Source organism: Marinobacterium sediminicola, from assembly GCF_022343685.1.
Lineage (GTDB): Bacteria > Pseudomonadota > Gammaproteobacteria > Pseudomonadales > Balneatricaceae > Marinobacterium > Marinobacterium sediminicola.
Window position 1 is genome coordinate 1215337 of sequence record NZ_CP092123.1, and the last position, 26869, is coordinate 1242205.

At 54.6% G+C, this 26869-nt stretch carries 24 protein-coding genes and 1 tRNA gene; 11 read left to right on the forward strand and 14 right to left on the reverse strand.

The window, feature by feature from the left end; genetic code table 11:
• Position 1 precedes the first annotated feature (1 nt).
• Complete coding sequence (locus LN244_RS05645; protein WP_239041873.1) at positions 2-2224, reverse strand: putative bifunctional diguanylate cyclase/phosphodiesterase; 2223 nt, start codon at positions 2222-2224, stop codon at positions 2-4.
• A 216-nt stretch (positions 2225-2440) separates the two neighbouring features.
• A tRNA-Tyr gene (locus LN244_RS05650) sits at positions 2441-2524 on the reverse strand.
• 436 nt (positions 2525-2960) lie between these two features.
• Here LN244_RS05650 and nrdA point away from each other — a divergent pair.
• From nrdA to yfaE, 3 genes are all read left to right on the forward strand, one after another.
• Positions 2961-5228, forward strand: a complete 2268-nt coding sequence (gene nrdA, locus LN244_RS05655) for a class 1a ribonucleoside-diphosphate reductase subunit alpha (protein ID WP_239041874.1) — start codon at positions 2961-2963, stop codon at positions 5226-5228.
• An 82-nt stretch (positions 5229-5310) separates the two neighbouring features.
• Positions 5311-6441: a class Ia ribonucleoside-diphosphate reductase subunit beta gene (nrdB, locus tag LN244_RS05660; protein WP_239041875.1), complete on the forward strand. Its 1131-nt coding sequence runs from the start codon at positions 5311-5313 to the stop codon at positions 6439-6441.
• A gap of 11 nt (positions 6442-6452) precedes the next feature.
• Positions 6453-6719: a class I ribonucleotide reductase maintenance protein YfaE gene (gene yfaE, locus LN244_RS05665; protein ID WP_239041876.1), complete on the forward strand. Its 267-nt coding sequence runs from the start codon at positions 6453-6455 to the stop codon at positions 6717-6719.
• A 291-nt stretch (positions 6720-7010) separates the two neighbouring features.
• Here yfaE and nth read toward each other — a convergent pair whose 3' ends face one another.
• From nth to cysD, 11 genes are all read right to left on the reverse strand, one after another.
• A complete protein-coding gene (gene nth / locus LN244_RS05670; protein WP_239041877.1) occupies positions 7011-7646 on the reverse strand; it encodes an endonuclease III in 636 nt (211 codons plus the stop codon).
• Positions 7647-7684: 38 nt separating this feature from the next.
• Positions 7685-8659 carry a GGDEF domain-containing protein gene (locus tag LN244_RS05675; RefSeq protein ID WP_239041878.1) on the reverse strand — a complete coding sequence of 325 codons (975 nt, stop codon included), beginning with the start codon at positions 8657-8659 and terminating at the stop codon, positions 7685-7687.
• Complete coding sequence (locus LN244_RS05680; protein ID WP_239041879.1) at positions 8656-9684, reverse strand: response regulator; 1029 nt, start codon at positions 9682-9684, stop codon at positions 8656-8658. Before LN244_RS05680 ends, LN244_RS05675 begins: the two co-directional genes overlap by 4 nt.
• An 81-nt stretch (positions 9685-9765) precedes the next feature.
• Positions 9766-10470 (reverse strand): electron transport complex subunit E, encoded by a 705-nt coding sequence (locus tag LN244_RS05685; RefSeq protein WP_239041880.1) that lies wholly within the window; start codon positions 10468-10470, stop codon positions 9766-9768.
• Positions 10467-11123 carry an electron transport complex subunit RsxG gene (rsxG, locus tag LN244_RS05690; protein ID WP_239041881.1) on the reverse strand — a complete coding sequence of 219 codons (657 nt, stop codon included), beginning with the start codon at positions 11121-11123 and terminating at the stop codon, positions 10467-10469. Before rsxG ends, LN244_RS05685 begins: the two co-directional genes overlap by 4 nt.
• Entirely contained in the window at positions 11120-12175 is a 1056-nt protein-coding gene (gene rsxD, locus LN244_RS05695; protein WP_239041882.1) for an electron transport complex subunit RsxD, read from the reverse strand. Before rsxD ends, rsxG begins: the two co-directional genes overlap by 4 nt.
• Before the next feature lie 45 nt (positions 12176-12220).
• Positions 12221-14539, reverse strand: a complete 2319-nt coding sequence (gene rsxC / locus LN244_RS05700) for an electron transport complex subunit RsxC (protein ID WP_239041883.1) — start codon at positions 14537-14539, stop codon at positions 12221-12223.
• Positions 14539-15138: an electron transport complex subunit RsxB gene (rsxB, locus tag LN244_RS05705; protein ID WP_239041884.1), complete on the reverse strand. Its 600-nt coding sequence runs from the start codon at positions 15136-15138 to the stop codon at positions 14539-14541. The genes rsxC and rsxB overlap by 1 nt, the downstream gene beginning before the upstream one ends.
• 13 nt (positions 15139-15151) lie before the next feature.
• Complete coding sequence (gene rsxA, locus LN244_RS05710; RefSeq protein ID WP_239041885.1) at positions 15152-15733, reverse strand: electron transport complex subunit RsxA; 582 nt, start codon at positions 15731-15733, stop codon at positions 15152-15154.
• Between the two features lie 182 nt (positions 15734-15915).
• Entirely contained in the window at positions 15916-17577 is a 1662-nt protein-coding gene (cysN, locus tag LN244_RS05715; RefSeq protein ID WP_239041886.1) for a sulfate adenylyltransferase subunit CysN, read from the reverse strand.
• Positions 17578-17688: 111 nt separating this feature from the next.
• Complete coding sequence (gene cysD / locus LN244_RS05720; protein ID WP_408904453.1) at positions 17689-18606, reverse strand: sulfate adenylyltransferase subunit CysD; 918 nt, start codon at positions 18604-18606, stop codon at positions 17689-17691.
• Between the two features lie 286 nt (positions 18607-18892).
• On the opposite strand from cysD, the gene LN244_RS05725 reads away from it, so the two are divergent.
• Genes LN244_RS05725 through LN244_RS05735 form a run of 3 tightly spaced genes read left to right on the forward strand, consistent with a single transcriptional unit; the run spans position 18893 to position 21649 of the window.
• The gene (locus tag LN244_RS05725) at positions 18893-20551 is read left to right on the forward strand and encodes a nitrite/sulfite reductase (protein WP_239041887.1); all 1659 of its coding nucleotides are present in this window, start codon (positions 18893-18895) and stop codon (positions 20549-20551) included.
• A complete protein-coding gene (locus LN244_RS05730; RefSeq protein ID WP_239041888.1) occupies positions 20535-21011 on the forward strand; it encodes a DUF934 domain-containing protein in 477 nt (158 codons plus the stop codon). Before LN244_RS05725 ends, LN244_RS05730 begins: the two co-directional genes overlap by 17 nt.
• Before the next feature lie 14 nt (positions 21012-21025).
• On the forward strand, positions 21026-21649 hold the full coding sequence (locus tag LN244_RS05735) for a phosphoadenosine phosphosulfate reductase domain-containing protein (RefSeq protein WP_239041889.1): 624 nt from the start codon (positions 21026-21028) through the stop codon (positions 21647-21649).
• 57 nt (positions 21650-21706) lie between these two features.
• On the opposite strand, the gene LN244_RS05740 is transcribed toward LN244_RS05735, so the two are convergent.
• Positions 21707-22696, reverse strand: a complete 990-nt coding sequence (locus tag LN244_RS05740; RefSeq protein ID WP_338037886.1) for an integron integrase — start codon at positions 22694-22696, stop codon at positions 21707-21709.
• A gap of 214 nt (positions 22697-22910) precedes the next feature.
• Between LN244_RS05740 and LN244_RS05745 the strand changes: the two genes are divergently transcribed.
• The 5 genes from LN244_RS05745 to LN244_RS05760 all read left to right on the forward strand — a co-directional run bounded on the left by LN244_RS05745 (position 22911) and on the right by LN244_RS05760 (position 26863).
• Entirely contained in the window at positions 22911-24470 is a 1560-nt protein-coding gene (locus tag LN244_RS05745) for a P-loop ATPase, Sll1717 family (protein ID WP_239041890.1), read from the forward strand.
• 90 nt (positions 24471-24560) lie between these two features.
• Positions 24561-24929, forward strand: coding sequence for a hypothetical protein (locus tag LN244_RS05750; RefSeq protein ID WP_239041891.1), 369 nt, complete (start codon positions 24561-24563; stop codon positions 24927-24929).
• Between the two features lie 122 nt (positions 24930-25051).
• On the forward strand, positions 25052-25423 hold the full coding sequence (locus tag LN244_RS05755; RefSeq protein ID WP_239041892.1) for a hypothetical protein: 372 nt from the start codon (positions 25052-25054) through the stop codon (positions 25421-25423).
• A gap of 218 nt (positions 25424-25641) precedes the next feature.
• Positions 25642-25863, forward strand: a complete 222-nt coding sequence (locus tag LN244_RS16425; protein WP_275424708.1) for a GDCCVxC domain-containing (seleno)protein — start codon at positions 25642-25644, stop codon at positions 25861-25863.
• 133 nt (positions 25864-25996) lie between these two features.
• On the forward strand, positions 25997-26863 hold the full coding sequence (locus tag LN244_RS05760) for a putative selenate ABC transporter substrate-binding protein (RefSeq protein WP_408904454.1): 867 nt from the start codon (positions 25997-25999) through the stop codon (positions 26861-26863).
• The last annotated feature ends 6 nt before the right edge of the window (positions 26864-26869 follow it).

Sequence of the window (26869 nt, forward strand, 5' to 3'; positions counted from 1 at the left end):
CTCAGATGGCGAATCGCCCGACCTCTGGCGGTATATACTCCTGACAGAGGCGGGTGAGTTCGTTGGCAGGTATGGGGCGGCTGAACAGAAAGCCCTGGTAAAGCTCACAACCGAGCTCAGCCAGTTTGTTCAGTTGTGCCTCCTGTTCCACCCCTTCAGCCGTTACTGTCAGGTTCAGGTTTTTGGCCATGGAAATGATGGTTCTGCAGATGACGGCATCATCCGGGTCGATACAGAGATCACGTACGAACGACTGATCGATTTTCAGCGTGTTCAGCGGGAAGCGTTTCAGGTAGCTCAGGCTTGAGTAGCCGGTACCGAAATCGTCAATGCTCAGGTGTACACCCAGGCGGTCCAGGCGGTTAAGCAATTCGACAGTGTGATCGACGTGCTTCATCAGCGTGCTTTCGGTCAGCTCAAGTTCCAAGTGCTCAGGCTGAAGGTCATGGCGCTCAAGGCAGCTTTGCAGCTGGTCATAGAAGCACGGATCATCCAGCTGTGACGCCGAGAGGTTGACGGCGACTCGCAGGTTCAGTCCGCATTGCTGCCAGGCTTTGAGTTGGGCGCAGGCATTTTCCAGCACCCATTTCCCAATCTCGTTGATCAGGCCGCACTCCTCGGCAAGGGGAATGAAGCAGGCCGGCGACACCATGCCCTTGCCTGGGCGGTTCCAGCGAATGAGTGCCTCGGCACCGACAATGCGTCCTTCAACAACGGATACCTGAGGCTGATAATGCAGCTCGAACTCGCTGTTGCGCAGTGCTTGATAAAGTGCGTTTCTCAGTTCTATGCGCTCTACCGCTTCTCGATCCAGGTTGTGATTGTAGAAGTGGTAACGGTTACCACCATTGGCCTTGGCCCGGTACATGGCGGTATTGGCGTGTTTGATCAGCGTCTGGATATCGCTGCCGTCATGAGGGTAGATGGCGACCCCGATGCTGGCCGAGATGCTGAACTCATGTGCGCCGATATGGATCGGAGGGGTGAGTGCATTTTGCATACGGTGAATCAGTTGCTCAATGCGTTCGTAAGGTTCGACATTGTTCAGCAGGGTCACGAACTCGTCGCCGCCAATGCGAGCCAATGTGTTTTCGTGCCCGGCTCCCTGCCGTAATCGCTCGGCCAGCGTGCGTAACAGCATGTCACCTTCATGGTGGCCGAGCGAATCGTTGATATGCTTGAATCGATCCAGGTCGATGAACAGGACCGCAAGCTTGCGGCCTGTAGCCGCAGCCTGTTGCAGCTGTGTTTCCAGGCGTTGATCAAACAGTGAACGGTTGGGGAGCCCGGTCAGGCTGTCGTGCTGAGCCAGATGCCGGATGCGCTCCTCGGCAAGACGACGCTCTTCGATCTCTCGGTGCAGGTTTGCAACCACGCTTTCCAGCTCGCGGGTACGCTCGGCAACGCGTTGCTCCAGTGCTTCATGGGCGCGCAACAGGGCACGCTCATGGGCCTTGCGCTCGGAAATGTCCATGAGAATCCAGATACTGCCTTCATCCAGATTATCCGGGTTGATTGCCTTGCTGCGCAGGTCGCACCAGAGCAGGCTGCCATCTTTGCGCACCAGCTGAATTTCGGTGCTGAACATGTCTCCTCTGCCGAGAACTTCCCGATGACGTTGTCCTGCTTCTTCCCAGGATTCATCACATGGATAGAACGCCCGAGTACTGATTCCCGAGAGTTCTTCCAGCTGATAGCCCAGCATTTCGGCCATGCGCTGGTTACTACGGGTGATTTTACGCAGACGCATAAAAGCGATTCCGACCATGGCGTGGTCAAGAATCAACTGCTGCTCGTGATGGAGTGCGTGCAGTGCCTCGCTTGCACGGCGCTGCTCATCGATATCCTCAATGATCCAGATCGAACCGAGGGAGGGGCTGTCTGTACTGATCAGGTTGCCCGTAATGCGACACCAGAAGAGGCTGCCGTCACGTCGCACCATCTGCAATTCAGTGGTGTAACGCTCTCCGCGCAACATGGAAGGGTAGGCTCTGACACCCAGCTGACGGAAACTGAGAGAGTCCGGGTATAGCTGCTCACTGCTGGTGCCAACCAGTTGGTCAGGGTTCTCAAAGCCATAGATATGGGCAAATTGTCGGTTGCAGCGCTGGATCAGGCGATCCCGGATAAAGCAGATACCGGCACCTGCGTTGTCCAGAATAACCTGTTGCTCTTTGAGCAGCTGTAATTCCCCACGAGTGGGTAGAGTCAGTCCGTGTGTCATGCGTTTTTTTTATTATTCAGCGGGTTAACGGTACAACTAATGAGGCGTTAGACCGTACATGAACCTTTCATAGTGACAAGCGTACCATGAGTTTGCCCTGTGAGGCATAGGACTAAAGGTCGTGATCAATGGTGGAGGGTGAAAAAAGGGTTTTGCGCATACAAGCGCATACAAAAAAGCCCCGCCATTCTGGCAGGGCTTTTTTGTGAAATTCGATGGTGGTGGGAGGTGGATTCGAACCACCGAAGCTTGCGCGTCAGATTTACAGTCTGATCCCTTTGGCCACTCGGGAACCCCACCAGCGGTTGCGCATAATAGTCATCAAGCAGTGGCTTGTAAAGGGTATTGGGGTGAATCGGGGGGAGTTTTTTTCTATGCTAAATTTTCGTGAACGGCTTCTGCTTGATGAAAAAAAGTCGTCTGAAAACGGGGATGGCAAAAGCCGTCTCAAGCCCTCATAATGCGCGGCTTTCAGCGGGCAGGGTCGGTCGGATTACACCTGATAGCCCTATAAATCAAGATTGAAATCCCTGCGTCAGTATCTATATTTAGTGCCCTATAAGCGGTGCTGTACTATATCTTGTGTTTTGCTCGTCTGATCGCGCACCATTGCGCGGCTATCTCTCACTGGGGTGCCAGCGTTACCATTTTGGGCGAGATGAGTGGATATAGACCGCATAAGGGCCTTTCGGCAAGGATTCAAGTTTCATCAACGACTACTGGAAGAGCGTGCACAATGCAGCAAGATCTGATGGTTACCAAACGCGATGGTCGGCGTGAACAGATCGATCTGGAAAAAATCCATCGTGTAATTATCTGGGCCGCTGAAGGGCTCGAAAATGTATCGGTATCACAGGTCGAACTCAGTGCTCATCTGCAATTTTACGATGGTATCAAAACGTCTGACATTCATGAGACGTTGATCAAATCGGCCGCTGACCTTATTTCCGAAGATGCGCCGGACTACCAGTACCTGGCCGCACGCCTGGCCGTATTCCATCTGCGCAAGCGCGCCTTTAACGATTTTGAGCCGCCGCACCTCTATGATCATGTCGTGCGCATGGTTGAAGACAAGCGTTACGACCAGCACCTGCTGGCAGACTATAGCCGTGAAGAGTTCGATGAGCTGAATGACTATCTGGACCATGGTCGAGACATGAACTTCAGCTACGCGGCTGTGAAACAGTTGGAAGGTAAATACCTGGTGCAGAACCGTGTCACCGGGACTATTTACGAGAGTCCGCAGCAGCTGTACATGCTGGTTGCAGCCTGTCTGTTCGCCAACTATCCGCGTGAAACACGTCTGGATTACGTCAAGCGCTTCTATGACGCCACGTCTCTGTTCAAGCTTTCGCTGCCGACGCCGATCATGGCGGGTGTGCGTACACCGACGCGCCAGTTCAGCTCCTGCGTACTGATCGAAACTGGTGACAGCCTGGATTCTATCAATGCGACTGCGTCAGCTATCGTCAAGTACGTGTCTCAGCGTGCCGGTATCGGCATCAATGCGGGCGGTATCCGTGCCATCGGCAGCCCGATTCGTAATGGTGAGGCTTTCCACACCGGTTGTATCCCGTTCTACAAGCACTTCCAGACGGCAGTGAAATCCTGCTCTCAGGGCGGTGTTCGTGGTGGCGCGGCAACCCTGTTCTACCCGATCTGGCATCTTGAAGTTGAGTCCCTGCTGGTGCTCAAAAACAACCGTGGTGTTGAAGAGAACCGCGTGCGTCACATCGACTATGGCGTACAGATCAACAAGCTGATGTATCAGCGCCTGATCAAGGGCGGCAACATCACCCTGTTCAGCCCGCACGAAGTACCGGGCCTGTATGAAGCTTTCTTTGCCGACCAGGATGAGTTCGAGCGTCTGTACGAGAAATACGAGCAGGATGAGTCGATTCGCAAGAAGACCATCAAGGCGGTCGAGCTGTTCGGTCTCATGATGTCCGAGCGCGCGTCCACCGGCCGTATCTACGTGCAGAACGTGGACCACTGCAATACCCACAGTCCGTTTGACCCGACCGTGGCGCCGGTTAAGCAGTCCAACCTCTGTCTGGAGATTGCCCTGCCGACCAAGCCGCTGAACGATGTCAACGATCCGGACGGTGAGATTGCGCTGTGCACCCTGTCTGCCTTCAACCTGGGCGCGCTGGAAAACCTGGATGAGCTGGAAGAACTGTCAGACCTGATCGTGCGTGCGCTGGACAGCCTGCTGGATTATCAGGATTACCCGATTCCGGCGGCACGCAATGCCACCATGTCACGCCGTACTCTGGGGGTGGGTGTGACCAACTTCGCCTACTATCTTGCGAAGAATGGTGTTCGCTACTCGGATGGCAGTGCCAATGGGCTGGTGCACCGCACCTTCGAGGCGATCCAGTATTATCTGCTCAAGGCTTCCAATCAGCTGGCCAAGGAGCTGGGTGCCTGTCCGAAATTCAACGAGACTACCTATGCGAAGGGGTTGCTGCCGATCGACACCTACAAGCGTGATGTCGACAGCTACTGCGAAGAGCCGCTGCATTACTTCTGGGAAACGCTGCGCGAGGACATCCGCGAGTTTGGCCTGCGTAACAGCACCCTGACTGCACTGATGCCGTGCGAAACCTCTTCGCAGATCACCAACTCCACCAACGGCATTGAGCCGCCGCGTGGCTTTGTATCTGTGAAGGCCAGCAAGGATGGCATCATGAAGCAGGTGGTCCCGGACTTCCTGGAACTCAAGAGTCAGTACGAACTGCTGTGGAGTATTCCCAACAACACCGGCTACCTGCAGCTGGTCGGTATCATGCAGAAGTTTGTCGATCAGTCGATCTCGGCCAACACCAACTACGATCCGAGTAAATTCACCGGCGAAAAAGTGCCGATGAAGCAGCTGCTCCAGGATCTGTTGACTGCGTACAAGTACGGTGTGAAAACCTTGTACTATCACAATACCCGCGACGGTGCCGGCGCGTCTGAGAAAGGCGATGACGGCTGTGAGGGCGGCGCCTGCAAGCTCTGATTCAAGCGGTTGTCTTCTTCTAATGCACCTTCCCGGTTAAGGCCGGGAAGGGCTGGTATTTTTGTTCAGGAAAAAGGGACTCATGTCATACTCCACTTTCAGCCCGAGTAACCACGATGCAACCCGCGAGCCGATGTTTTTCGGTCGTTCGGTGAACGTGGCCCGTTATGACAAGCAGAAATATCCGATCTTCGAAAAGCTGATCGAGAAGCAGCTGTCATTCTTCTGGCGTCCGGAAGAGGTCGATTTGACCAATGACCGCAAAGACTTCATGGATATGCCGGAGCACGAAAAGCATATCTTCCTGAGCAACCTGAAGTATCAGACGCTATTGGACTCGGTGCAGGGGCGTTCACCCAACGTGGCGTTTCTGCCGGTTGTCTCTCTGCCTGAGCTGGAAACCTGGTTTGAAACCTGGGCGTTCAGCGAGACGATTCACAGTCGTTCCTATACCCATATCATCCGCAACATCGTGACTGAGCCGTCGGATGTGTTCGATCACATCGTCACGAACCCGGAAATCATCAAGCGTGCCGAGACAGTGACGCGCTTGTACGATGAGTTCATTCAGCTGGTCAACGTGTATACCGTACACGGTGCTGGTGTGCACATGATCGATGGGCAGCGCTTCGATGCGACCCTGTACAACCTGAAAAAGCGGCTCTACCTGACACTGGTTTCCGTCAACGTGCTGGAAGCCATTCGTTTCTACGTCAGCTTCGCCTGCTCGTTCGCGTTCGCAGAGCGGGCGCTGATGGAAGGTAACGCCAAGATTATCAAGTTGATTGCACGTGATGAGGCGCTTCACCTGACGGGCACTCAGCATATGCTTAATGTCATGGCCTCAGGTGTCGATGATCCTGAGTTCAAACAGATTGCAGCCGAGTGTGAAGAGCAGGTCTATGCAATCTTCCGCGAAGCGGCTCAGCAGGAGAAGGATTGGGCTGAGTACCTCTTCAGCGAGGGTTCCATGATCGGCCTGAATGCGCGCATTCTGGGTGATTACGTCGAATACATCACCAATGTCCGCATGAAGGCGTTGGGGCTGAATGAAATCTTCCCGGCACGCCAGAATCCGCTGCCCTGGATGAATGGCTGGCTGGTGAGTGATAACGTTCAGGTCGCTCCTCAGGAAGCCGAGATCAGCTCCTATCTGGTCGGTCAGATCGACAATGAGGTCGATACCGGTGATTTTGACGGATTTGATCTGTAATCGGAGTCGCCATGTCGGGTATTCCGCGTATAAAGGTCAGCAATTACCACACGTTCTATTACCAGTACGAGTTCTCGCTGCTGGATGCGCTTGAGGCGCAAAACATTCCGGCACCCTACAATTGCCGCGGCGGATATTGTGGCTGTTGCAAGGTAACGCTGCTGGAAGGTGAAGTGGACTATGTTCAGGACAGCCTGGTCGATCTTAAGGAAGATGAAATTCTGACCTGCTGCTGTCGTCCGCGCACCCATATTGAGATCGCGCTTCCCGATGATTGAAGTGGGTCATGGAATGCGATCGAAACTGAAAAAAGCGCCTTGACAGGGCGCTTTTTTTTTGAATTGTACACATGCTGGAGAGCGGCTGCTTCAAGGCGGTGCATAACATGAGTTGTAAACTTTTCGAAACAGTATTGACATTTATAACCTGCTGTTTTGAAAAGAAATATTAGAAAATTGACGATTTTCTTACCAATTTGCTGAAGCCCTTGAAATACGCCGCCTGGAGCTATTCTTCCCAAATGTATCCACTATTTTATCCACAGAATCTGTGAGTAACCGAAGGGCTTTTCAGTCTTCGGTTTTGTCTTTGAACTCGCACAGATCTTCAATGATGCAGGCGCCACAGCGTGGCTTTCGCGCGGTGCAGACATAGCGTCCATGAAGGATCAGCCAGTGGTGGGCATCAATGAGAAACGGCTTGGGAACGAACCTGAGCAGCTTCTTTTCCACTTCGAGAACCGTTTTGCCGGGAGCAATGCGGGTACGGTTAGACACACGGAAAATGTGGGTGTCTACAGCCATGGCAGGCTGGCCAAAGGCCGTATTGAGCACCACGTTGGCTGTTTTGCGGCCAACACCGGGCAGCTTCTCAAGTGCCTCCCGTGTTTGTGGCACTTCGCTGTTATGCTGCTCGATCAGGATGCGACAGGTCTTGATGACGTTCTCGGCCTTGGTATTGAACAGGCCAATGGTCTTGATGTAACCCTTGAGGCCATCGACACCCAGGTCGAGTATGGACGCCGGCGTGTTGGCCACGGGGAAAAGCTTGCGAGTGGCCTTGTTGACGCCCACATCGGTCGCTTGAGCGGACAGCATGACGGCAATGAGCAGCTCGAAGGGAGAGCTGTACTCAAGCTCGGTTTCCGGGTTCGGGTTTTGTTCCTGCAGGCGGCTGAAAATCTGGTATCGCTTGTCGGCGTTCATGTGTCTAAGTCAGGCAATCGGTTATCGAAAGCCTGACATTATTCCAGATCGCCCGCCAGGGTGGTACGGTTCCGGCCGTTGTGTTTGGAGGCATAAAGCGCCTTGTCGGCATCGTGAATCCACTGCTCGTGAGACTGGTGATCGTTACTGACTTGCGCGATACCCAGGCTGATGGTGAATTCAATCATATGCGGGCCATGACGGAGCTTCATGTTTTCAGCGGCAAGGCGCACTCGCTCGGCAAAGGTGACAGCGTTATCCTCGTCGGTGTTCACCAGTAATACGCCGAACTCCTCTCCACCATAGCGGCCCGGGAGATCGGTGTTGCGGGCATGCTGGCGCAGCATGTCTGCGATCGTTCGTATCACCTCATCGCCGGCTTGGTGGCCATAGGTATCATTGATCTTCTTGAAGTGGTCGACATCAAGCATGACCAGGCTTGAGGGGGTCTGCGTACGTCGAAAACGCTCGTATTCCTGACGCATGCAGGACTCCCAGTGGCCCCGGTTGCTGAGCCCGCTGAGCTTGTCGGTGCGGCTTAATAACGCCAGTTCTTCGTTGGCGGCGCAGAGGGCATGTTGGCTGATGGCCACCGCCGTCATGTCATAGACCATGATGCCGACATGCTCGATCTGCCCATTGGGCGACGAGAGGGGAATAAGGGTGACATTCTGGTACATGAACTCTGCCACGCCGGTGATGGGGTGGTGTGGCTTGAAGCGAAACAGGTAGGGGCGCTCCTCCCAAGTGATGAAGGCCCGGTTGCGCAGCAGGAAAACACTTCTCAGTTTGCGCCTGAACCACTCATCAGGAAAATTGCTGAACAGCTCGGACAGTTGTCTGCCGCAGGCGTCAGGGTCGGCGATGCCGGAATGGTTCGACATGAAGCTGTTCCAGACCACAACGCGGTGATCGGCATTCAGCACCACAAGACCCACGTCCAGGTTCTGCAGCAGACCCAGCTGCCAGTGAAATTCCGTGGTGGTCAGGACGTTCTCGGGCGGGTTGATCATAGCAGGTGGCTCGCCAGTTCGTTCAGTGGGGGCAAGGAGTCTTCAGTAAACAGCAGCAGCAGGTCGCAGCTCAGCGCCAGACCCTCAATGCGGTAACTGATTTCGATGCTCAGGATGCGATCAGGCTGGTTGCTGTCCATCAGGCTGTCACGCCGCGGAAGCGTGTCGAGCATTTTGGGTGAACTCTGACTGAAATTGAGGTCGAGCTGTTGGCCGAATCCGTTCAGGAATGCGCCGATCAGCAGCGTCGCGATCTCCATGGTCAGCTCGCGCTCAACCTGTTCAGTCACTTCGCCCTGGTGATTCAGCAGCTGCGCCAACTGTTCGGCTTGAGTGCCATTGAGGATCAGTAGCGCCTCGCCGGAAATGCCGGGGGCGATGAAGCCCTGGCAAACGGTTGTAAAGGCAGACTGGCTGATGGATTGCTGCATGGCCATTTCAAGTTCGCCAGACTCGACCAGCTTGACACTGGGGATCGGAAGCTCAATGAACGTATTCATCAGCTGGGCCAGCAGCGCAGCGGCCTGTCCCATGGCGACGTTGGCCAGTTCCTGGTAATGCCCGCTCAGCGCCTGTGCCTGTTCTATGGGTGATGACGGGGCTGTGTTCAGGCGTCCAGAGACACCGGGAGACAGGTTCTGAACAGGTCTGATCTCTTCAAGCAGACCAAAGGCGTGCAGGGAACGGCTCAGGTGCTCGATATCGATTGGCTTGCGGATAAAGTCGAGAGCACCCAGTTGGCGGACGCGTTCATGGGCTTCCGGCTGGATATCCCCGGACACGACAATGGTGAGAACCGGCAGGTCCTGTTCACGAATGCGCTCCAGAACTTCATAGCCGTCCATCAATGGCATATTCAGGTCGAGGAACAGGAGTTCACCCTTGCCTGCACGGATCGCTTCCAAAGCTTCCAGGCCGTGGTTCGCGTGAGTGATGCTGAGGTTCCACGGCGCCAGGGCACGCTCCATATGTTTGCGTGCCAGTGGCGAGTCATCACAGATTATGACCGGAAGAGAGTTGCCCACCTTGGCTCCTGATACTCATGAATGTCTTAATTTTTCAGAGTATGCAAAAGAAACAAGCGTTACAACAATCCTAAAGTCTACTTATCCAGTAACCCTGACTCGCTTGCTTCCGGTCAATTCAACAGGTTTCTGTTCCTTTTTCCGGCGCTGCTCAATACGGCCATCGATCACATTCTTCAGTGCGATCATCAGGCCGAGGCCGACGAATGCGCCCGGCGGCAGGATTGCGAACAGAAAGCCCGGGTAGTCTGCGAAGAGGGTCAGCTCCCAGTTGCGCGCGGCTTCCCCGAACAGCAGGTGCATATTGCTAAACAGCATGCCGGTACCCAGGACTTCGCGCAGGCCGCCCAGCAGGACCAGAACGACGCTGAAACCGACACCCATCATCAGGCCGTCGAGCACTGAAGCCCGCACCGGATTTTTGACTGCAAAGGCATCAGCACGTCCCATGATGGCGCAGTTGGTCACGATCAGCGGAATGAAAATGCCGAGGATCAGGTAAAGCTCGTAGGTCAACGCCTGCATCACCAGTTCAATAGCCGTCACGAAGGAGGCGATAATCATGACGAAAATCGGCAGGCGGACGGTTTCAGGGACCAGCTTACGAAACAGGGATACGGTCAGGTTGGAGCTGACCAGTACCAGGGTGCTGGCGATCCCCAGACCGAGGGCGTTAACGACGGATGCCGTTACGGCCAGCAGGGGGCAGAGACCGAGCAGCTGAACCAGTGCCGGGTTGTTGTACCAGAGGCCATCCAGCGTGATCTTGCGATAATCGACGCTCATTGTGTTACTCCTGCAGCGGTGGGCTGCGCTTGCGCCGTCACCGGCGTCAGCAGATATTCTCGATGTGCGCGGAAAAATTCGATGGCGCGCGCCGTGGCGCCCACGATGGCACGCGGGGTGATGGTAGCGCCGGTAAACTGATCGAAGCGACCGCCGTCCTTCTTCACTGCCCAGCTGTCATCACCGCTCATGGCCATTTCCTGATCATCAAACGACAGAATCCAGTCAGACTTGCTCAGCTCGATCTTGTCACCGAGCCCCGGTGTTTCCTTGTGGCTCAGGACGCGAACACCCGCCAGCGAACTGTCGGCATTGATGCCGACAAGCATTTCGATATCACCGCTGTAACCTTCAGGGGCGATGACGGGCATGAGGACGCTGACAACCTTGCCGTCCTGAATCGCCTGATAGACCTCGATCGGTTCGTCCTGACCCAACTCCGGTGCCTTCATGGTCAGCTTATGCTCGACCAGATCAGGGTCCAGAGACTTGGGTACGATCTCGAACAAGGCGCGGGCCTGAAATTCAGCCTTGTTGTGGGAAATCTTTTCCTTCGTGGCCAGCTGGGTGAATGCGATGACGGCCGAAGTTACGATTGCGAACAGGCCGATTGCGATCGCATTATTGCGGATTGAGTTGAGGATCTCGTTCATGCCTTGCCTCCTCGTCCCTTGTTGGCGCGGGAGTGCCCGTAGCTGCGGGGTTGCGAATAGAGATCAATAAATGGCGCTGCCAGGTTCAGCAGCAGAACGGCGAAAGCGACACCATCCGGGTAGTTGCCCCAGGTGCGAATGATGAAAATCAGTACGCCGATGCTGGCACCGAAAATGATGCGGCCTCGGTTGCTGGTCGCGCTGGAAACCGGGTCGGTAATGATAAAGAAGGCCGCCAGCATGGTGGCACCGGTGCTCAGGTGGAAGAACGGATCCGCATAGCTGTCGGGATCAAAGCCGTAGAACAGCGTGGCGCATACTGCCAGTGCCAGCAGCATTGAAATCGGCGCGTGCCAGGTAATGATCTTGCGATACAGCAGGAAGATTCCCCCCATGAACCAGGCGGCACTCACGGCATGCCAGGCGCCGATGCCCTGAGACAGCACCAGCGACTGACGCCAGGTCTCCTCGGTGGTCAGACCGCCTCGATGACGCAGTTCGTCCAGAGGCGTCGCACCCGTGAAGCTGTCATACCAGATATGTTCGACCGAACCGAAAATGGCGCCCAGGGTGTCCATGAATGACGCCACCGGCCATCCCTCGCCATTGAGTACGAACGGCGATGTCCACCGAGTCATTTCAACCGGAAATGAAATCAGCAGCAGGGCATAGGCGACCATTGCCGGGTTGAACGGGTTCTGGCCAAGGCCGCCGTAGAGGTGCTTGGCGATGACGATTGCAACGAAGACTCCAACGGCAGTCACCCACCAGGGCGCAAAGGGAGGGATGGCAACAGCCAGCAGCAGGGCGGTTACAATCGCACTGCCATCGCTGAGGTAAAACCCAAGTGGACGGCGGCGCAGTTTCAGAATGGCGGCTTCAAAAGCCACGGCCAGCAAGGCAGCCCAGACGATCTGGATCAGCGTGCCCCAGCCGAAAAAGACGGTCAGGGCCGTGATGCCGGGCAAAGTGGCCAGCAACACCAGCCGCATGACATTGGCGGTGCTGTTGGCCTTGTAGACATGAGGTGAACTCATCCGGATCAGAGACATGTCGGTTCGATCCCGTTATCGATAAAAAGTGCGGTCAGCATGGCGTCAGGCCGGCTCATGCTGCTGCAAGGTTTTGTTCAGCTGCTCGGCCTTGTCACGGGCCGTCACCAGCTCTGCTTCCAAAGAGGCACGCTCCTGCTCTTCCTCGGTCTTGGCCAGGGCCCGCTCCAGCTTGGTCACGGCTGCACGAGCCATGGCAGCATCAATCTTGAGCTGCTTCAGATCGACCCCCTGGGCTGCAGCGGCATCGATCTGAGCCTGTTCTGCCGCCTTGAAGGCCTGATCGGCTTCAGCATGACGCTGGCGCAGCTCTTCCAGTGCCTGTTCGGCCTGGCTGCGCTCATCACCTTCAAGACCTTCCAGTGCGGCCTCAGCTTTCTTGAGCTTGGTACGCATGATCGACACCTGCTGTTTCAGTGCCTTCATGTCGACAGGAGCGGCAGGTGTCGCTTCCGTTGAGGAGCTTGCAGCATTTTCGGCGTCCTTGAAGGCCTTGTCGGCCTCTTCGGCTTTCTGCTCCAGGGTAGACAGGGTTGCCCGCAGTTTGTCGAGCCCATCCAAACCCTTGTCTTCAGCGTTTTTAAGCGCGTCTCGTGCCTTCTTCAGCTTGGTGCGTGCTACGGCGGCAGCCGTTTTCAACTGCTTGATATCGGCGCCTGCCGCAGGTGCTGTGGGGGCCGATGGCTTGTCCGCGCTATCCAGCGCTTTTTGAGCCTGATCAGCGCTGGTCTGCGCCGCCTGGACAGCCGCTTCCAGTGCAGAAATGTCTCCTTCACCACTCTCGCGGGCTGCATCAAGTGCCTTCTGGGCTTTTTTCAGTTTGGTTCGCGCCACGGCTGCTGCGGTTTTCAAGGCGCTAATGTCCTGGGCCGGTTCAGCCGTTGCGGCAGCGTTTTCATTGTTCTTGCGTGCCTGCTGAGCCCGTGCGGCTTCTTCGGCACGGGCCTTGCGACGTGCTTCCTTCTCGGCCTCTTCTCGTTCCAGGCGCGCCTGGCGGGCTTCGAAGCGCTGGCGGGCATGGTCGGCCTTGCGCTGTTCCGCTTCTTCAGTGCGGATTTCGGATTTGGCAAAGCGGTAATACTGAACCAGCGGAATACTGCTGGGGCACACATAGGCACAGGCACCGCATTCTATGCAATCAAACAGGTTGTGGTGTCGCGCCTTGTCGAATTCGCGCCCCTTGGAAAACCAGTAAAGCTGCTGTGGTAGCAGTTCAGCCGGGCACACCTGTTCACACATGCCACAGCGAATGCATGCCTGCTCCGGTGGAGCGGGTGGCATTTCATCAATGGTCGCAGCGATGATGCAGTTGGTGGTCTTGATGACCGGGATCTGATCGTGCTCGACGGTTACGCCCATCATCGGTCCGCCCATCACCAGTCGGTAGAGTTTGTTCTCGTAGACGTTGGCTGCATCGAGCAGGTCGGCAAACGGGGTGCCGATCAGCGCTTCCAGGTTCTGCGGCTGAGCAACGGCATCACCGGTCACGGTCACGACACGTGAGATCAGTGGCTCACCGTGGTGTACGGCACGATAAATGGCGGTTGTGGTGCCGATGTTCTGGCATACGATGCCGATGTCGGCGGGAATGCGACCGCTGGGGACTTCTATGTCCGTCAGCAGCTTGATCAGCTGGCGTTCGCCGCCGGACGGGTATTTGGTCGGCACCACGCGGATATCGATATTCAGCTCGCAGCCCTTAAGCACCTGTTCCAGTGTATGAATCGCATGGGACTTGTTATCCTCGATGCCGATCATGATATGGCTGGGCTTGAGCAGGTGGCTGATGATCCGAATACCGCCAAGAATTTCGTGAGCGCGCTCGCGCATCAACATATCGTCGGCGGTAATGTAGGGCTCACACTCGGCCGCGTTGATGATCAGCGTGTTGACGATGTGATCGTCGCCTAGGTGAAGCTTGACGTCGGTCGGAAAGCCGGCGCCGCCCATGCCGGCGATACCGCAACGGCGGATATGCTCGATGAGGGTGCCGGGTTCGAGTTTGGTGTAGTCCTCGATGCTCTGATGCTCGATCCACTCGTCCTGGCCGTCACTCTCGATGACGATGCAATCCGATTCAAGTCCGGAGGCATGGGGCACCGGGTGCGGGCCGATGGAGCGGATAATGCCTGATGTTGGTGCGTGCAGGGACGCACTGATGCGGCCGACCGGCTCGGCAATCATCTGGCCCTTGAGTACACGATCGCCGATGTTCACCAGCGGACTGGCGGCCATGCCGATGTGCTGCTGCAATGGCAAATAGAGCAGCTTGGGCAATGGTGCCTTGCGAATCGGCGTGCGTGTGGATTGCTTCTTGTTTTCAGGCGGATGAATGCCGCCGTGGAATGCGAATACCTTGCCCATCAGTGAGCCTCCTGCTGCTGCAACTCGCCACGACCACGATCAGTGGCGATCAGGTTGCGCGATTCGGCCGGAGCCGGCCACTTCCAGTTGGCGATGGTGGTTTCCACCGGAATCATATCGATACAGTCCACGGGGCAGGGTTCTACACAGAGGTCACAGCCGGTGCACTCACTGGAGATGACCGTATGCATCTGCTTGGCTGCGCCCAGAATGGCGTCAACCGGGCAGGCCTGGATGCACTTGGTGCAGCCAATGCACTCGTCTTCACGGATGAAGGCAACGGTTTTGGCCTGTTCCTCGCCATGCTCGGCATCGAGCGGAATCGCTTCGACATCCAGCAGATCGGCAAGGGCTTCAATGGTGCTCTGGCCGCCGGGCGGGCATTTGTTGATGGCGTCACCGTTGGAGATTGCTTCCGCATACGGGCGGCAGCCCGGGTAGCCGCACTGACCGCACTGGGTCTGGGGCAGCAGGGCATCAATCTGGTCAACGATCGGGTTGCCTTCAACCCGGAAGCGAATCGAGGCGTAGCCCAGGATGATGCCGAACACCACCGCCAGGCCAAACAGGATCAGAATTGCAGTAATAACAGTGGTCATTGCTCACTCCGCCTCAGAACTGCACGAGGCCGGCAAAGCCCATGAATGCGAGCGACATTAATCCGGCAGTTACCATGCCGATCGCCGCGCCGCGGAAGGGAACGGGTACATCGGCAACCGCCACTCGCTCTCGAATCGCCGAGAACAGCACCAGTGCCAACGAGAAACCGACAGCCGCACCAAAGCCATAGGCGATCGACTCGATGAAACCGTTCTGCTTCTTGATGTTCAGCAGCGCGACACCCAGAACGGCGCAGTTGGTCGTGATCAGGGGCAGGAAAATCCCCAGCAGTTTGTACAGCATGGGGCTGGTCTTGTGTACCACCATTTCCGTGAACTGCACCACGACGGCGATTACCAGAATAAAGGCAATCGTCTGCAGGTACTCCAGCCCGAAGGGTTTGAGCAGGGCCGAGTAGACCAGGTAGCTGCACACCGACGACAGCGTCAGAACGAAGGTGGTGGCCAGCGACATGCCCATCGCTGTTTCCAGCTTGTTGGACACACCCATGAAGGGACAGAGCCCCAGAAACTGTACCAGGACGAAATTGTTCACCAGTACGGTGCTGATCAGGATGAGCAGAAAATCAGTCATAGCCCCTGTCATTGCCTCGACCCTTGCAGAAATATCACTGCAAGGCGTATTAGATTCTGCTGAATTTTACCGGATTTATAACCTCAGGGTATAGATCAGCCTGTTGATGCCTGGCAACCGCTGAGCCGGAAACCGGCCCAATGGGCCGGTTATGCGTTTTCCGTTGATCAGTCGTTGACCGATCAGATCAGTCCGGCTTGTTCGATCTGCTGCAGCAGAGCGCTCACCTGTGCGGCTGGAGTCAGGTCCTGAAGTCCATCCAGTTCCAGTACCAGATCAGCAGCAGGCTGGTCCTGATCGGTCAGCAGCAACAGGCCTGCGGCCTTCAGTGCCTCCGCCTGAGCGTCATTCTGGCCGGTCAGTGCCAGTGGCAGGCGTCCGCGATTGAACAACTGCTGCTCCAGCGTGAACATCAGGGTGTTGCGCAGTTCATCCTTGCCTCCCTGCAGACGGATCAGCGCAGCGGTCTGACCGCAGCGCTGGGCGCGCAGTTCGGTCGTCACGACTGGCTGGTCCTGCAACTCGATGGCGGCTTCATCAGTGGTTGCCGCTTCAATCATGCCGGCAGCAACGGTGGCATTGGTCAGGCGGTCAACGATGATGAAGGAACCGGTACCCTTGTGACGACGGTAATCGTCAGCCACCACCGGACGTTCAAGCGTGATCTCGACCTGAGCGATTTCGTTAAGCCCGAGCGTGGCTGCCGGTGTCTGCTCCAGCGTGTTCACATCGATACGGTGACGGATGGCGTTGACGCGTCCCGCAGTGCGTGTGCTGGCCAGCTTGATCTCATAGCTGCGACCCGGTACCAGCTCCTGCTCGGACATCCACACCAGATGAGCGCCGAAGCGGGAGGTGACTTCCGGCACCTGATGGCTGTGTACGAGGATATCGCCACGGGAGATATCGATCTCGTCTTCCAGTGTCAGTGTGACCGACATCGGCGCGAAGGCCTCCTGCAGGTCGCCATCGAAGGTTACGATGGATTTCACCTTGCTGGATTTGCCGGATGGCAGCACAGTGACTTCGTCACCCGGACGCACGATACCGGCGCTCAGGGTGCCGCAGTAGCCGCGGAAGTTCAGGTTCGGGCGGTTGACGTACTGCACCGGGAAGCGCAGCTCGTCAAAATTGGCGTCGCCTGCAATTTCCACGTTTTCCAGCGTCTGCATCAGGGATTCGCCGGTATACCAGGGCATGTTCTCTGACGGGTTGACCACGTTGTCACCCTTCAGCGCCGAGATCGGCGTGAAGTGGATGTCTTTCAGGCCCAGACCCTGAGCGAATTTCAGGTAGTCCTGCTTGATCTCTTCAAAGCGCTCCTGGCTGAAATCCACCAGGTCCATCTTGTTGATCGCCACCAGCGTGTGCTTGATGCCCAGCAGGGATACGATGAAGCTGTGGCGGCGGGTCTGTACCTGTACGCCGTGACGCGCATCAATCAGGATGATCGCCAGGTCGCAGGTTGACGCGCCGGTCGCCATGTTACGGGTGTACTGTTCGTGTCCCGGGGTGTCGGCGATGATGAACTTGCGCTTGGACGTAGAGAAATAACGGTAGGCTACGTCGATGGTGATGCCCTGTTCGCGTTCTGCCTGCAGGCCGTCCACGAGCAGCGCCAGATCCACTTCTTCACCCGTGGTGCCGACTTTCTTGCTGTCGTTCTGAATCGCTGCCAGCTGATCTTCATAGATCATCTTGGAATCGTGCAGCAGACGACCGATCAGGGTGGATTTACCGTCGTCTACGCTGCCGCAGGTCAGGAAGCGCAGCAGCTCCTTGTTCTCGTGCTGGTCCAGATAGGCATCGATGTCGGTGGCGATCAGATCGGATTGATGTGACATTTTATCTCTTCCCGTGTTCTGTGTGTGGAAGCCTGGCCGGCGCTGCTGTCGAGTTGTTCTGCGTCCTGGCCGGCTGCCACAATGAATGCTGTAACCGCTTGTGTACTGAGATCAGAAGTAACCTTCGATCTTCTTCTGCTCCATGGAACCGGCACTGTCATGGTCGATGGCACGGCCCTGTCGTTCCGATGTAGTGGTCAACAGCATCTCCTGAATGATCTCAGGCAGAGTGTCGGCATCGGATTCCACGGCACCGGTCAGCGGGTAGCAGCCCAGGGTGCGGAAACGGATATTCTTCATCATCGGTACTTCACCGTCTGCCAGCGGCAGGCGCTCGTCATCGACCATGATCAGCATGCCGTCACGTTCAACGACCGGGCGTACGGCAGAGAAGTACAGCGGAACAATCGGAATCTGCTCCAGATGGATGTACTGCCAGATATCCAGTTCGGTCCAGTTGGACAGCGGGAAGACACGGATACTCTCGCCCTTGTCCACGCGGGTGTTGTAAGTGTTCCACAGTTCAGGGCGCTGGTTCTTCGGGTCCCAGCGGTGGTGCTTGTCACGGAAAGAGAACACGCGCTCCTTGGCACGGGATTTCTCTTCATCACGACGGGCACCGCCGAAGGCAGCATCGAACTTGTACTTGTTCAGTGCCTGCTTCAGGCCCTGGGTCTTCATGATATCGGTGTGCTTGGCAGAACCGTGGGAGAAGGGGCCGACGCCCATGTCCACGCCTTCCTGGTTGATATGCACGATCAGATCCATGCCGGCTTCTTCAGCCATTCGGTCACGGAACTGGATCATCTCCTTGAACTTCCAGGTGGTGTCCACGTGCAGCAGCGGGAAAGGCGGCTTGCCCGGGAAGAATGCCTTGCGTGCAAGGTGCAGCATCACGGACGAGTCCTTGCCGATGGAGTAGAGCATGACCGGATTGTCGAACTCTGCAGCCACCTCGCGGATGATGTGAATGCTTTCAGCTTCGAGCTGTTTCAAATGGGTCAGGCGGTGTTCCGGCAACAGATTCATCGTGCGACTCTTACGGTTGGTTGCTTCCTGGAGCTCGTATAAAGAAGGACGGGCTCATAACTGAACGGCATTATGCCGAGGAGGTTATAAAATAAAAAAGAATATATATGAATTCTTATAGAGCCAAAAGGCATAAGAGGGCTGCTGTTATTTGCCGCTTGGGCTGCTGAGGTCTTTAGTTCCATTGGGGAATAACAAAATTATTAATTAGTATTTTACGTTATAAAGCTGCATGGGTAGCATGGCCCCCTGTTTCAATGACGCTTAATAACAAGGTTGACCTGACATGTACCAGTACACCGAAGTGGACCAGAAGCTGGTAGACGAACGGGTGGCGCAGTATCGCGACCAGACCCGTCGCTATCTGGCAGGCGAACTGCCCGATGAGGAGTTCCGTGCCCTGCGCTTGATGAATGGCCTTTATATACAGCGTCAGGCACCGATGCTGCGTGTGGCCGTTCCCTATGGTCTGATGTCCTCGACCCAGATGCGCAAGCTGGCTCATATTGCCCGCACCTACGACAAGGGCTACGGCCACTTCACCACGCGTACCAACATTCAGTACAACTGGCCGAAGCTGGAAGAGGTGCCTGATATTCTGGCAGAACTGGCTGAAGTGCAGATGCACGCCATCCAGACCTCTGGCAACTGTATCCGTAACACCACCACCGATCCTTACGCCGGTGTGATTGCCAGCGAACTGGAAGATCCGCGCCCCTGGTGCGAAATCATCCGTCAGTGGTCCACGCTGCATCCTGAATTCGCTTACCTGCCACGCAAGTTCAAGATCGCCGTGACCGGTGGTCCGGAAGACCGTGCTGCGTCCCAGGTACACGATATCGGCCTGCATCTGGTGAAGAACGACGCCGGACAGATCGGCTTTGAAGTGCTGGTCGGCGGCGGTCTGGGCCGTACCCCGATTATCGGCAAGCAGATCAACCCCTTCCTGGACCCGCAGGACCTGCTGTCCTATCTGGAAGCGATCATTCGCGTCTACAACCTTAATGGCCGACGCGACAACAAGTACAAGGCGCGCATCAAGATCCTGGTCAGCGCCATGGGTATCGATGCTTTCCGTGAGCAGGTCGAAGCCGAGTGGGCTGAAATTCGTGAGTCAGACCTGCGTCTGTCACAGGAAGAGATCGACAAGGTGAAAGCGCAGTTCGCGCCGCCGGCGTATGACGCAGATGCAGTCAACAACACCCTGGACGCGCATCTGGCCCAGAACGACGAGTTCCGAATCTGGTACGAGCGCAACACCGTTGAGCACAAGGTGCCGGGTTATCGCATCGTGGTCGTATCGCTGAAGCCATACCTCAAGGCACCGGGCGATATCACCGATCTGCAGATGGAAGCGGTTGCCGATCTGGCTGATCGCTTCTCCTTCGGTGAGATCCGTGCAACGCATCACCAGAACCTGGTGCTGGCGGATGTGAAGCAGGGTGATCTGCATGAAGTGTGGAAGATCCTCAACGCCAACAACCTGGCGCGACCGAACATCGGCACACTGACCGACATGATTGTCTGCCCCGGTTTTGATTTCTGCAGTCTGGCCAACGCCAAAACCCTGAACATTGCTGAGCAGATCAACGAGAAGTTCGAAGACGTGGACTACATGCACGACATCGGTGAGATCCGTCTCAACATGTCAGGCTGCATCAACGCCTGTGCGCACCACCACGTGGGTCATATCGGTATCCTGGGTGTCGATAAGAAGGGCGAGGACTGGTACCAGTTCACGCTGGGTGGCTCATCCGAAGCGGAAGCCTCACTGGGTAAGGTGCTGGGCAAGTCCATCGCTGCTGACGAAGTGGCCAACACCATCGAAAAGATTTTGCTGACGTACATCGACCAGCGCGATTCAGAAGCCGAAAGCTTCCTGGAAGTGGTTCGTCGTGTCGGAGTAGAGCCGTTTAAGGAGGCCGTATATGCCGCTGATCATTAATCGTACCCCGGTCGCTGAAGACAAATGGGTCACTGTTGCCGAGGATCAGGCGATTCCCTCTGAGGGCGCTATCATCCTGCCGCTGGCGCAGTGGCAGGAAAACCGTGACGCATTGGCGGGGCGTGAAGTCGGCGTTCAGGTAAACGGCGACGACGACCTGGACCAGGTGCTGGCACTGAACGGTCAGGTCGAGCTGATCGTGGTGGAATTCCCGGCCTTCACCGATGGTCGCGGTTTCAGCATTGCACGCCTGCTGCGTCGTGCCGGTTACAAGGGTCAGCTGCGTGCCATCGGTGATGTCACCCGTGACCGTCTGGCCTATCTGGAAATCTGCGGCTTTGATGCCCTGCTGGTACCGGAAGACCGCTACTCACCGGAAGTGCTGAACGCCTTTGACGAAATGAGCGTGCGCTACCAGGGTGGCGCCTCTCTGGCACGTCCGGCCTATCCGCAACGCTGACAAGGAGAACAGGAATGAGCATCGATCTGGCCGCCGCCAACGCCGAACTGGCCGGTAAAACCCCGCAGGAAATCGTCGCCTGGGCAATTGCCAACAGCGACAAGCCGCTGGTGACCACGAACTTTCGTCCCTATGAGTCGGTGATTCTGCACATGGCCGTGCAGGCCAAGCCCGACATCAAGGTGCTGTGGGTCGATTCCGGTTATAACACCTCGGCCACCTACCGCTTTGCGGAGAAGCTGATCAAGGACCTGAACCTGAACATCGTCACCTACATCCCCGAGATGAGCGCCGCACGCCGCAATGTGCTGATGGGCGGTATCCCGGATGTTGACGATCCTCAGCATGAGGAGTTCACCCGTCAGGTGAAACTGGAACCCTTCCAGCGTGCGCTGGCAGAGTTGAAGCCGGACCTCTGGTTGAACGCCATCCGCAAGGACCAGACCGAGTTCCGTCAGTCGCTGGATATCGTCTCTGCGAGCAAGGACGGCATCATCAAGGTGGCGCCGCTGTTCAACTGGAGCGAAGCGGATATGGACGCCTACCTGGCTGAACATAACCTGCCCAACGAGCACGACTACTTCGACCCGACCAAGGCGCTCGAAACGCGTGAATGCGGCCTGCATACGCAGCTGTAATCACATTCCCCTTGTTGTCGTTGAAAAAGCCCGCTGATGCGGGCTTTTTTGTGCCTGTCAGTCTTGCAGTGTGCTCAACGGGCTTCGAACGCCCTGGGCACCCTGTTTCAATACATGCGTATAGATCTCGGTGGTCTTCACATCGGCATGTCCAAGCTGCTGCTGTACCGTCCTTATATCTACCCCAGACTGAAGCAAGTGTGTTGCGAATGAATGCCGCAGAGTATGGCATGAGACCTGCTTTCGAAGGCCGGCATCACGCGCCGCTTTTCTTATCAGTTTGTTCAGGTTACTCTCATCGTAATGGTGCCGGCGAAGGAGTTTGCTGGCAGGGTCAATACTCAGGCGAGAAGCAGGGAAGAGATAATGCCAGCCAGACTCAAACGGTGCATTGGGATACTTGCGAGCAAGTGCATCAGGCAGCCAAACGCCCGCATAACCCGCGCACATCAAATCCTGCCTGAGATGGTTTTCTACCTGCTCTACCTGCTGGCTCAACATGGGCAAAAGTTGCTCCGCAAGCGTGACCAGCCTGTGTTTTCCTCCTTTGCCGTTAATCACCCGAATTTGCCTGTAGTCGAAGTCGACATCCTGGACTCTCAGTCGAACCAGTTCTATACGTCGCAATCCCGAACCGTACAACATGGCTGCCATCAGATAGTGGACTCCAGTCAGCTGGCCAAGAAGTGCTGCCACTTCCTTATTAGTCAGCACAACAGGCAGCTTGCGCGGCTTACGGGACGGGCTGAAGCCGGACAGATCGCCCACCGTTTGGCCAAGAAACTTTGTCTTGAGAAACACGATCGCGTTCAGCGCCAGTGCCTGGGTGCCGCCAGAAACATTGCGCTCAATGGCAAGAAAGGTCAGAAAGCGGATGATGTCTTCATCATGTAGTTGAGCAGGATGGCGCTTGCCGCTGTACAGAATGAAGTACTTTATCCAGTAAAGATAAGTGCTGATCGTCCGTCGGCTGTAGCGCTGGACCAGCATGAAGTCCTCAACGGACTTGAGAAAAGGAGAACTCGACATGTACCACACCTCATCCATGAAATGTATGCAAATCGTTATACCCGCTGGATGGCGTGATGTCGAGAAAAGTACCTTTTTATCCGGTTGCCAAAGTTTGAAGTCTCTGTGTTTCAAGGAGTTACCGAGCAGAGGTCGGAATTAAAAGGTATACCCGATAATAATTATTATGAGGTCGAAGACCTCATTAACAGACTGTTATGCGCCATGCAGCCCCACACAATAGGAGATACTGATGGTATTTAAAGGATTTTTAACTGGAAATAGGCGGCAATCCATATATTTGGGAGCTCCGGAGGCTGAGGCAGAAACATCATCACAATCAAGAGTAAATCTCATGGATGTGTATGAGGATTACCATAATTTGATGGAGCAGCTTTCTTACGAAAAGTTTATTATTATTGGTCGCAAAGGAAGTGGAAAAAGCGCTTTTGCAGAGTATGTGTACTTATTAGCTCAAGAGAATCCAAATCTTTTTTGTGAGTTCATTCGAAAAGATAAGGTGAGCCTCGAGCATTTAGTTCAGCTAGGTGATGAGGCTGGTTACACCATAAAAGGCGAACAACTATTTAAATGGTTGATTTACACAAATATCATTAAACTTTTTGCATTCAATGAAGCAGCAATGGAAAGCAAAGAGTATGAGCTGTTACGGCAGTTTGTTAAGAAAAATTCTGGCTTTATAGATATAGATAAGAATCAGGTCAATGAGCTTGTCAGGAAACACGGCTTTGAAGTAAATGTGGAACCTTTGAGGCGATTTATTAAGAGCAAGCTAAGCGGCCTATTTGAGTTCAAGGAAAGCAGAGCACCATTCTATAAGCTATTACCTCACTTGGAAGAGGTGATAGTAAAAGTCTTAAAGTCTCGCGTTGAAAAAGATAACACAAACTCATATGCTATATTCTTTGATGATCTTGATATTGGGTTTAATATAAATAATCAAGAGACTGTTGATAACGTTGTCGAGCTAATAAGAACATGCAAAAGCATAAATAACGAAATATTTGGAAAAAATAACATCCAAGCAAAAGCATATGTTCTTATCAGGGATGACTTTGAAAAGTTTATATCCTCAAAATATGCGGACACTGCAAAAATATTCTCGTCATACTCTGCTTTTATTAGATGGTATCAAGATGAGGTTTATCGGAATGGTGAGGAGTCTGATCTAAATATAAAAAAATTTATTAACAAAAGAATTAGAAACGCCCTTGAAAACCAGGCTATTGTTTGTAATGAAGAGGATCCGTGGTATTGTTTAGTAGACAAAACGAATGACAACACAAATAAATCTTCCTTCAAGCACCTTCTTGATCACACTCTCTATCGTCCTCGTGATTTATTGCTAATGTTTTCCCCTCTTGAAAATGGTACGTACCCTCTACCACTAGGGCGAAATGAATTGAAATCACTAATAGAGCAGTATTCTGAAAATCTGGTGAAAGAATTGAAGAATGAGCTTTCTTCATTTTATACAGAGAGCGAAATTGAGCAGTTGTTTGTTGCTCTTGCGGAAATATCAAAAGAGTCTGGATTTGGTGATGATGCTGGCTTGGATTACGAGAGAGCTAAGGAGATAATTCAAGATTGCATCAAGACAGATAACCCATCAAAAATACTAGATGATTTGTTCGATAGATCTATGATTGGAGCTAAGGAGCCTTCCGGGCCCTATAAATATAAATGTAGAGAGCCAATAGGCTCGGCCGCACAGTATAGGTTACGATATCAGGATAAAATACTGCTCCAATATGCTATTAGAGATTATGTTTCCGGAAGAAGATACGCATAACAAGGTCGTGAAATTGACCAAAAAAAGCTACGCTTTTTTCGTCAATTTACGATGGCGTTAGCCGTCACTAAAAACCAACGGATGGTACCTATGAAAATAGTTCTAATTTTATTGCTGATGTACTGCGGAACAGTTAACGCATCAGGAAAAACAGATATCTTGAAGGTGTTTGAGCATTTCACTCTAACAAATGCAGCGGCTGGTAAATGTATCAAGCCTGAAAAATCAGAACTAACTTCATTCCTGGCGAACTACCAAATGGTAACCGTACTTACTTTACAAGAAATACAGAAAAGAAAGTCGGGCATTTCTCAGGAGCAAGCTCAGGAGATACTTAAAGCTGGTAGCACTAAGGCCACTGAAGCTGTCCACTCAGTAATTGCTAAGGAAGGGTGCGAAAGCCCCAAAATACAAGACCTCATTAAACGTTTTCATGTGCAAGCTAAATGGAAACCATGAGTAATATTACGGCTAACAAAAACAGGCAGTTGGCGCGCAATACGCCCAACTGCTGTAAGCGTTAGATTGAAAACATGACCGCTCTACTAGTGTCAGTCTTTATCTGGGGTATCGTTGCTTTCATGGCTACTGATGACCACTGCCGAGCGAAGGAAATTCGGATATTTCGATTTTTAGTTGGCACTGGCATAGCTGTTACCCTGGTGGGCGTCTGGAGCTTCGACCTGGCTGATTTTGAGATGATTTCACTCAGTGATTGGATGCTCTTAGGCTTTTTCCCCATCTTTTTGATTTACCTTCGATTAAAAACACAACTGGTCAAGTTACAGTCCCAATATCAGGGGCGTGCCATTTCCCTCTCTGAGCTTGATCTGGCTGCAGTTTCGGAAAGATCGTTGGTTAGGAAATTTCAGAGAGTTCGGGTAATGATGGGAGTGTGGGCTTTCGTTACATTACTCGCAAATATTTGGAGTGAAAGTGGATTTGCAATCTAACCAGGCCAGTCACGTCGATGCCTGCTACATTGCGGCTTCGTCTTCATTTTGTGGCCGCGCATGCTGGCGGCGTTATGCATCCGAGTTACCCACGAACAGTAGACACCTTCTATAGTTAGGTTACCCCTGACGGGAGATTACTTCGCCTTAGGCTGGGCCGAGGGGTATCCAAGTACAGTTTTTCTGAGGCCTGCTGAGTGGACTGAGGAGGGGGTGTAATGGTCGGCTGGATTCTGGAATCCACAATTGAATGCCCTCACTGTAGGCATCGCAAGACAGAGATCATGCCCACTGATGCCTGTCTGTATTTCTACGAGTGTGAATCCTGTCATGCGTTACTGAAGCCCAGGCCGGGCGACTGCTGCGTTTTCTGTTCATATGGCACAGTGCCTTGTCCGCCTGTTCAGCAAGGGAGTGGCTGTTGTGCGTCTGATACCTGACCCTCAGGGGCAGGTTTGCTTCTTGCCAGAGCTGCCTTTTTGATCTGGGCTGCGCTTTATCGCTGACAAACGCAGCCCTGCTTCGTATTATGCTTCCCCCTTGGTGCACGCCTTGAATCCAACCTGATGAGGAATGCTGATGTCCTTTGTTCGTCGAATGATGGCGCTGGTCCTGCTGGCTTTGCCTGCATGGGCCCAGGCTGAATCCTTTGTGTTTACGGCGATTCCTGACGCCGACGAGTCCCGCCTGCAGCAGCGGTTTGGCAAGGTGGCCGATTATCTGACCGAACAGCTGGGTGTCGAGGTGAAGTACATCCCGGTGAAGTCCTATGCGGCGGCGATCACGGCGTTCCGCAACAATCAGGTGCAGCTGGCCTGGTTTGGCGGTTTGTCCGGGGTACAGGCACGTCGTTTGGTGCCCGGTTCAGAAGCGCTGGCGCAAGGTTACGAGGATCAGTTTTTCAAGAGCTACATCATTGCCAACACCCGCACAGGGTTGGCGCCGAGCGACAGCCTGAGCGATGCGCTCAAGGGCAAGACCTTTACCTTTGGCTCCAAGGGCTCCACTTCCGGTCGCCTGATGCCGGAGTTCTATCTGCGCGAGCACTTTGGTGCCGCTCCCGAGGCGATCTTCGGGCGCGTCGGTTTCTCGGGTGATCACAGTCGTACCATCGCTCAGGTTCAGGCCGGGGCTTATGAGGTCGGGGCCGTGAACTATGCCGTTTGGGAGAAGGAGCTGGAAGAGGGCAAGATCGACCCATCCAAGGTGACGGTGATCTGGACTACGCCAACCTATCCCGACTACCAATGGACGGTACGTGGCGATGTGGACGCGCACTTTGGCGCCGGCTTCAAGGAAAAGGTGCGGGCCGCGCTGCTGGAGATGAAAGCCCCCGATCTGCTGGCCAGTTTCCCGCGTCAGAGCTTCGTGCCGGCCAGTAATGATGATTACGGCCCGATCGAGGCCACTGCCAGGGCGATTGGCCTGCTGGATGACTGATCTCGC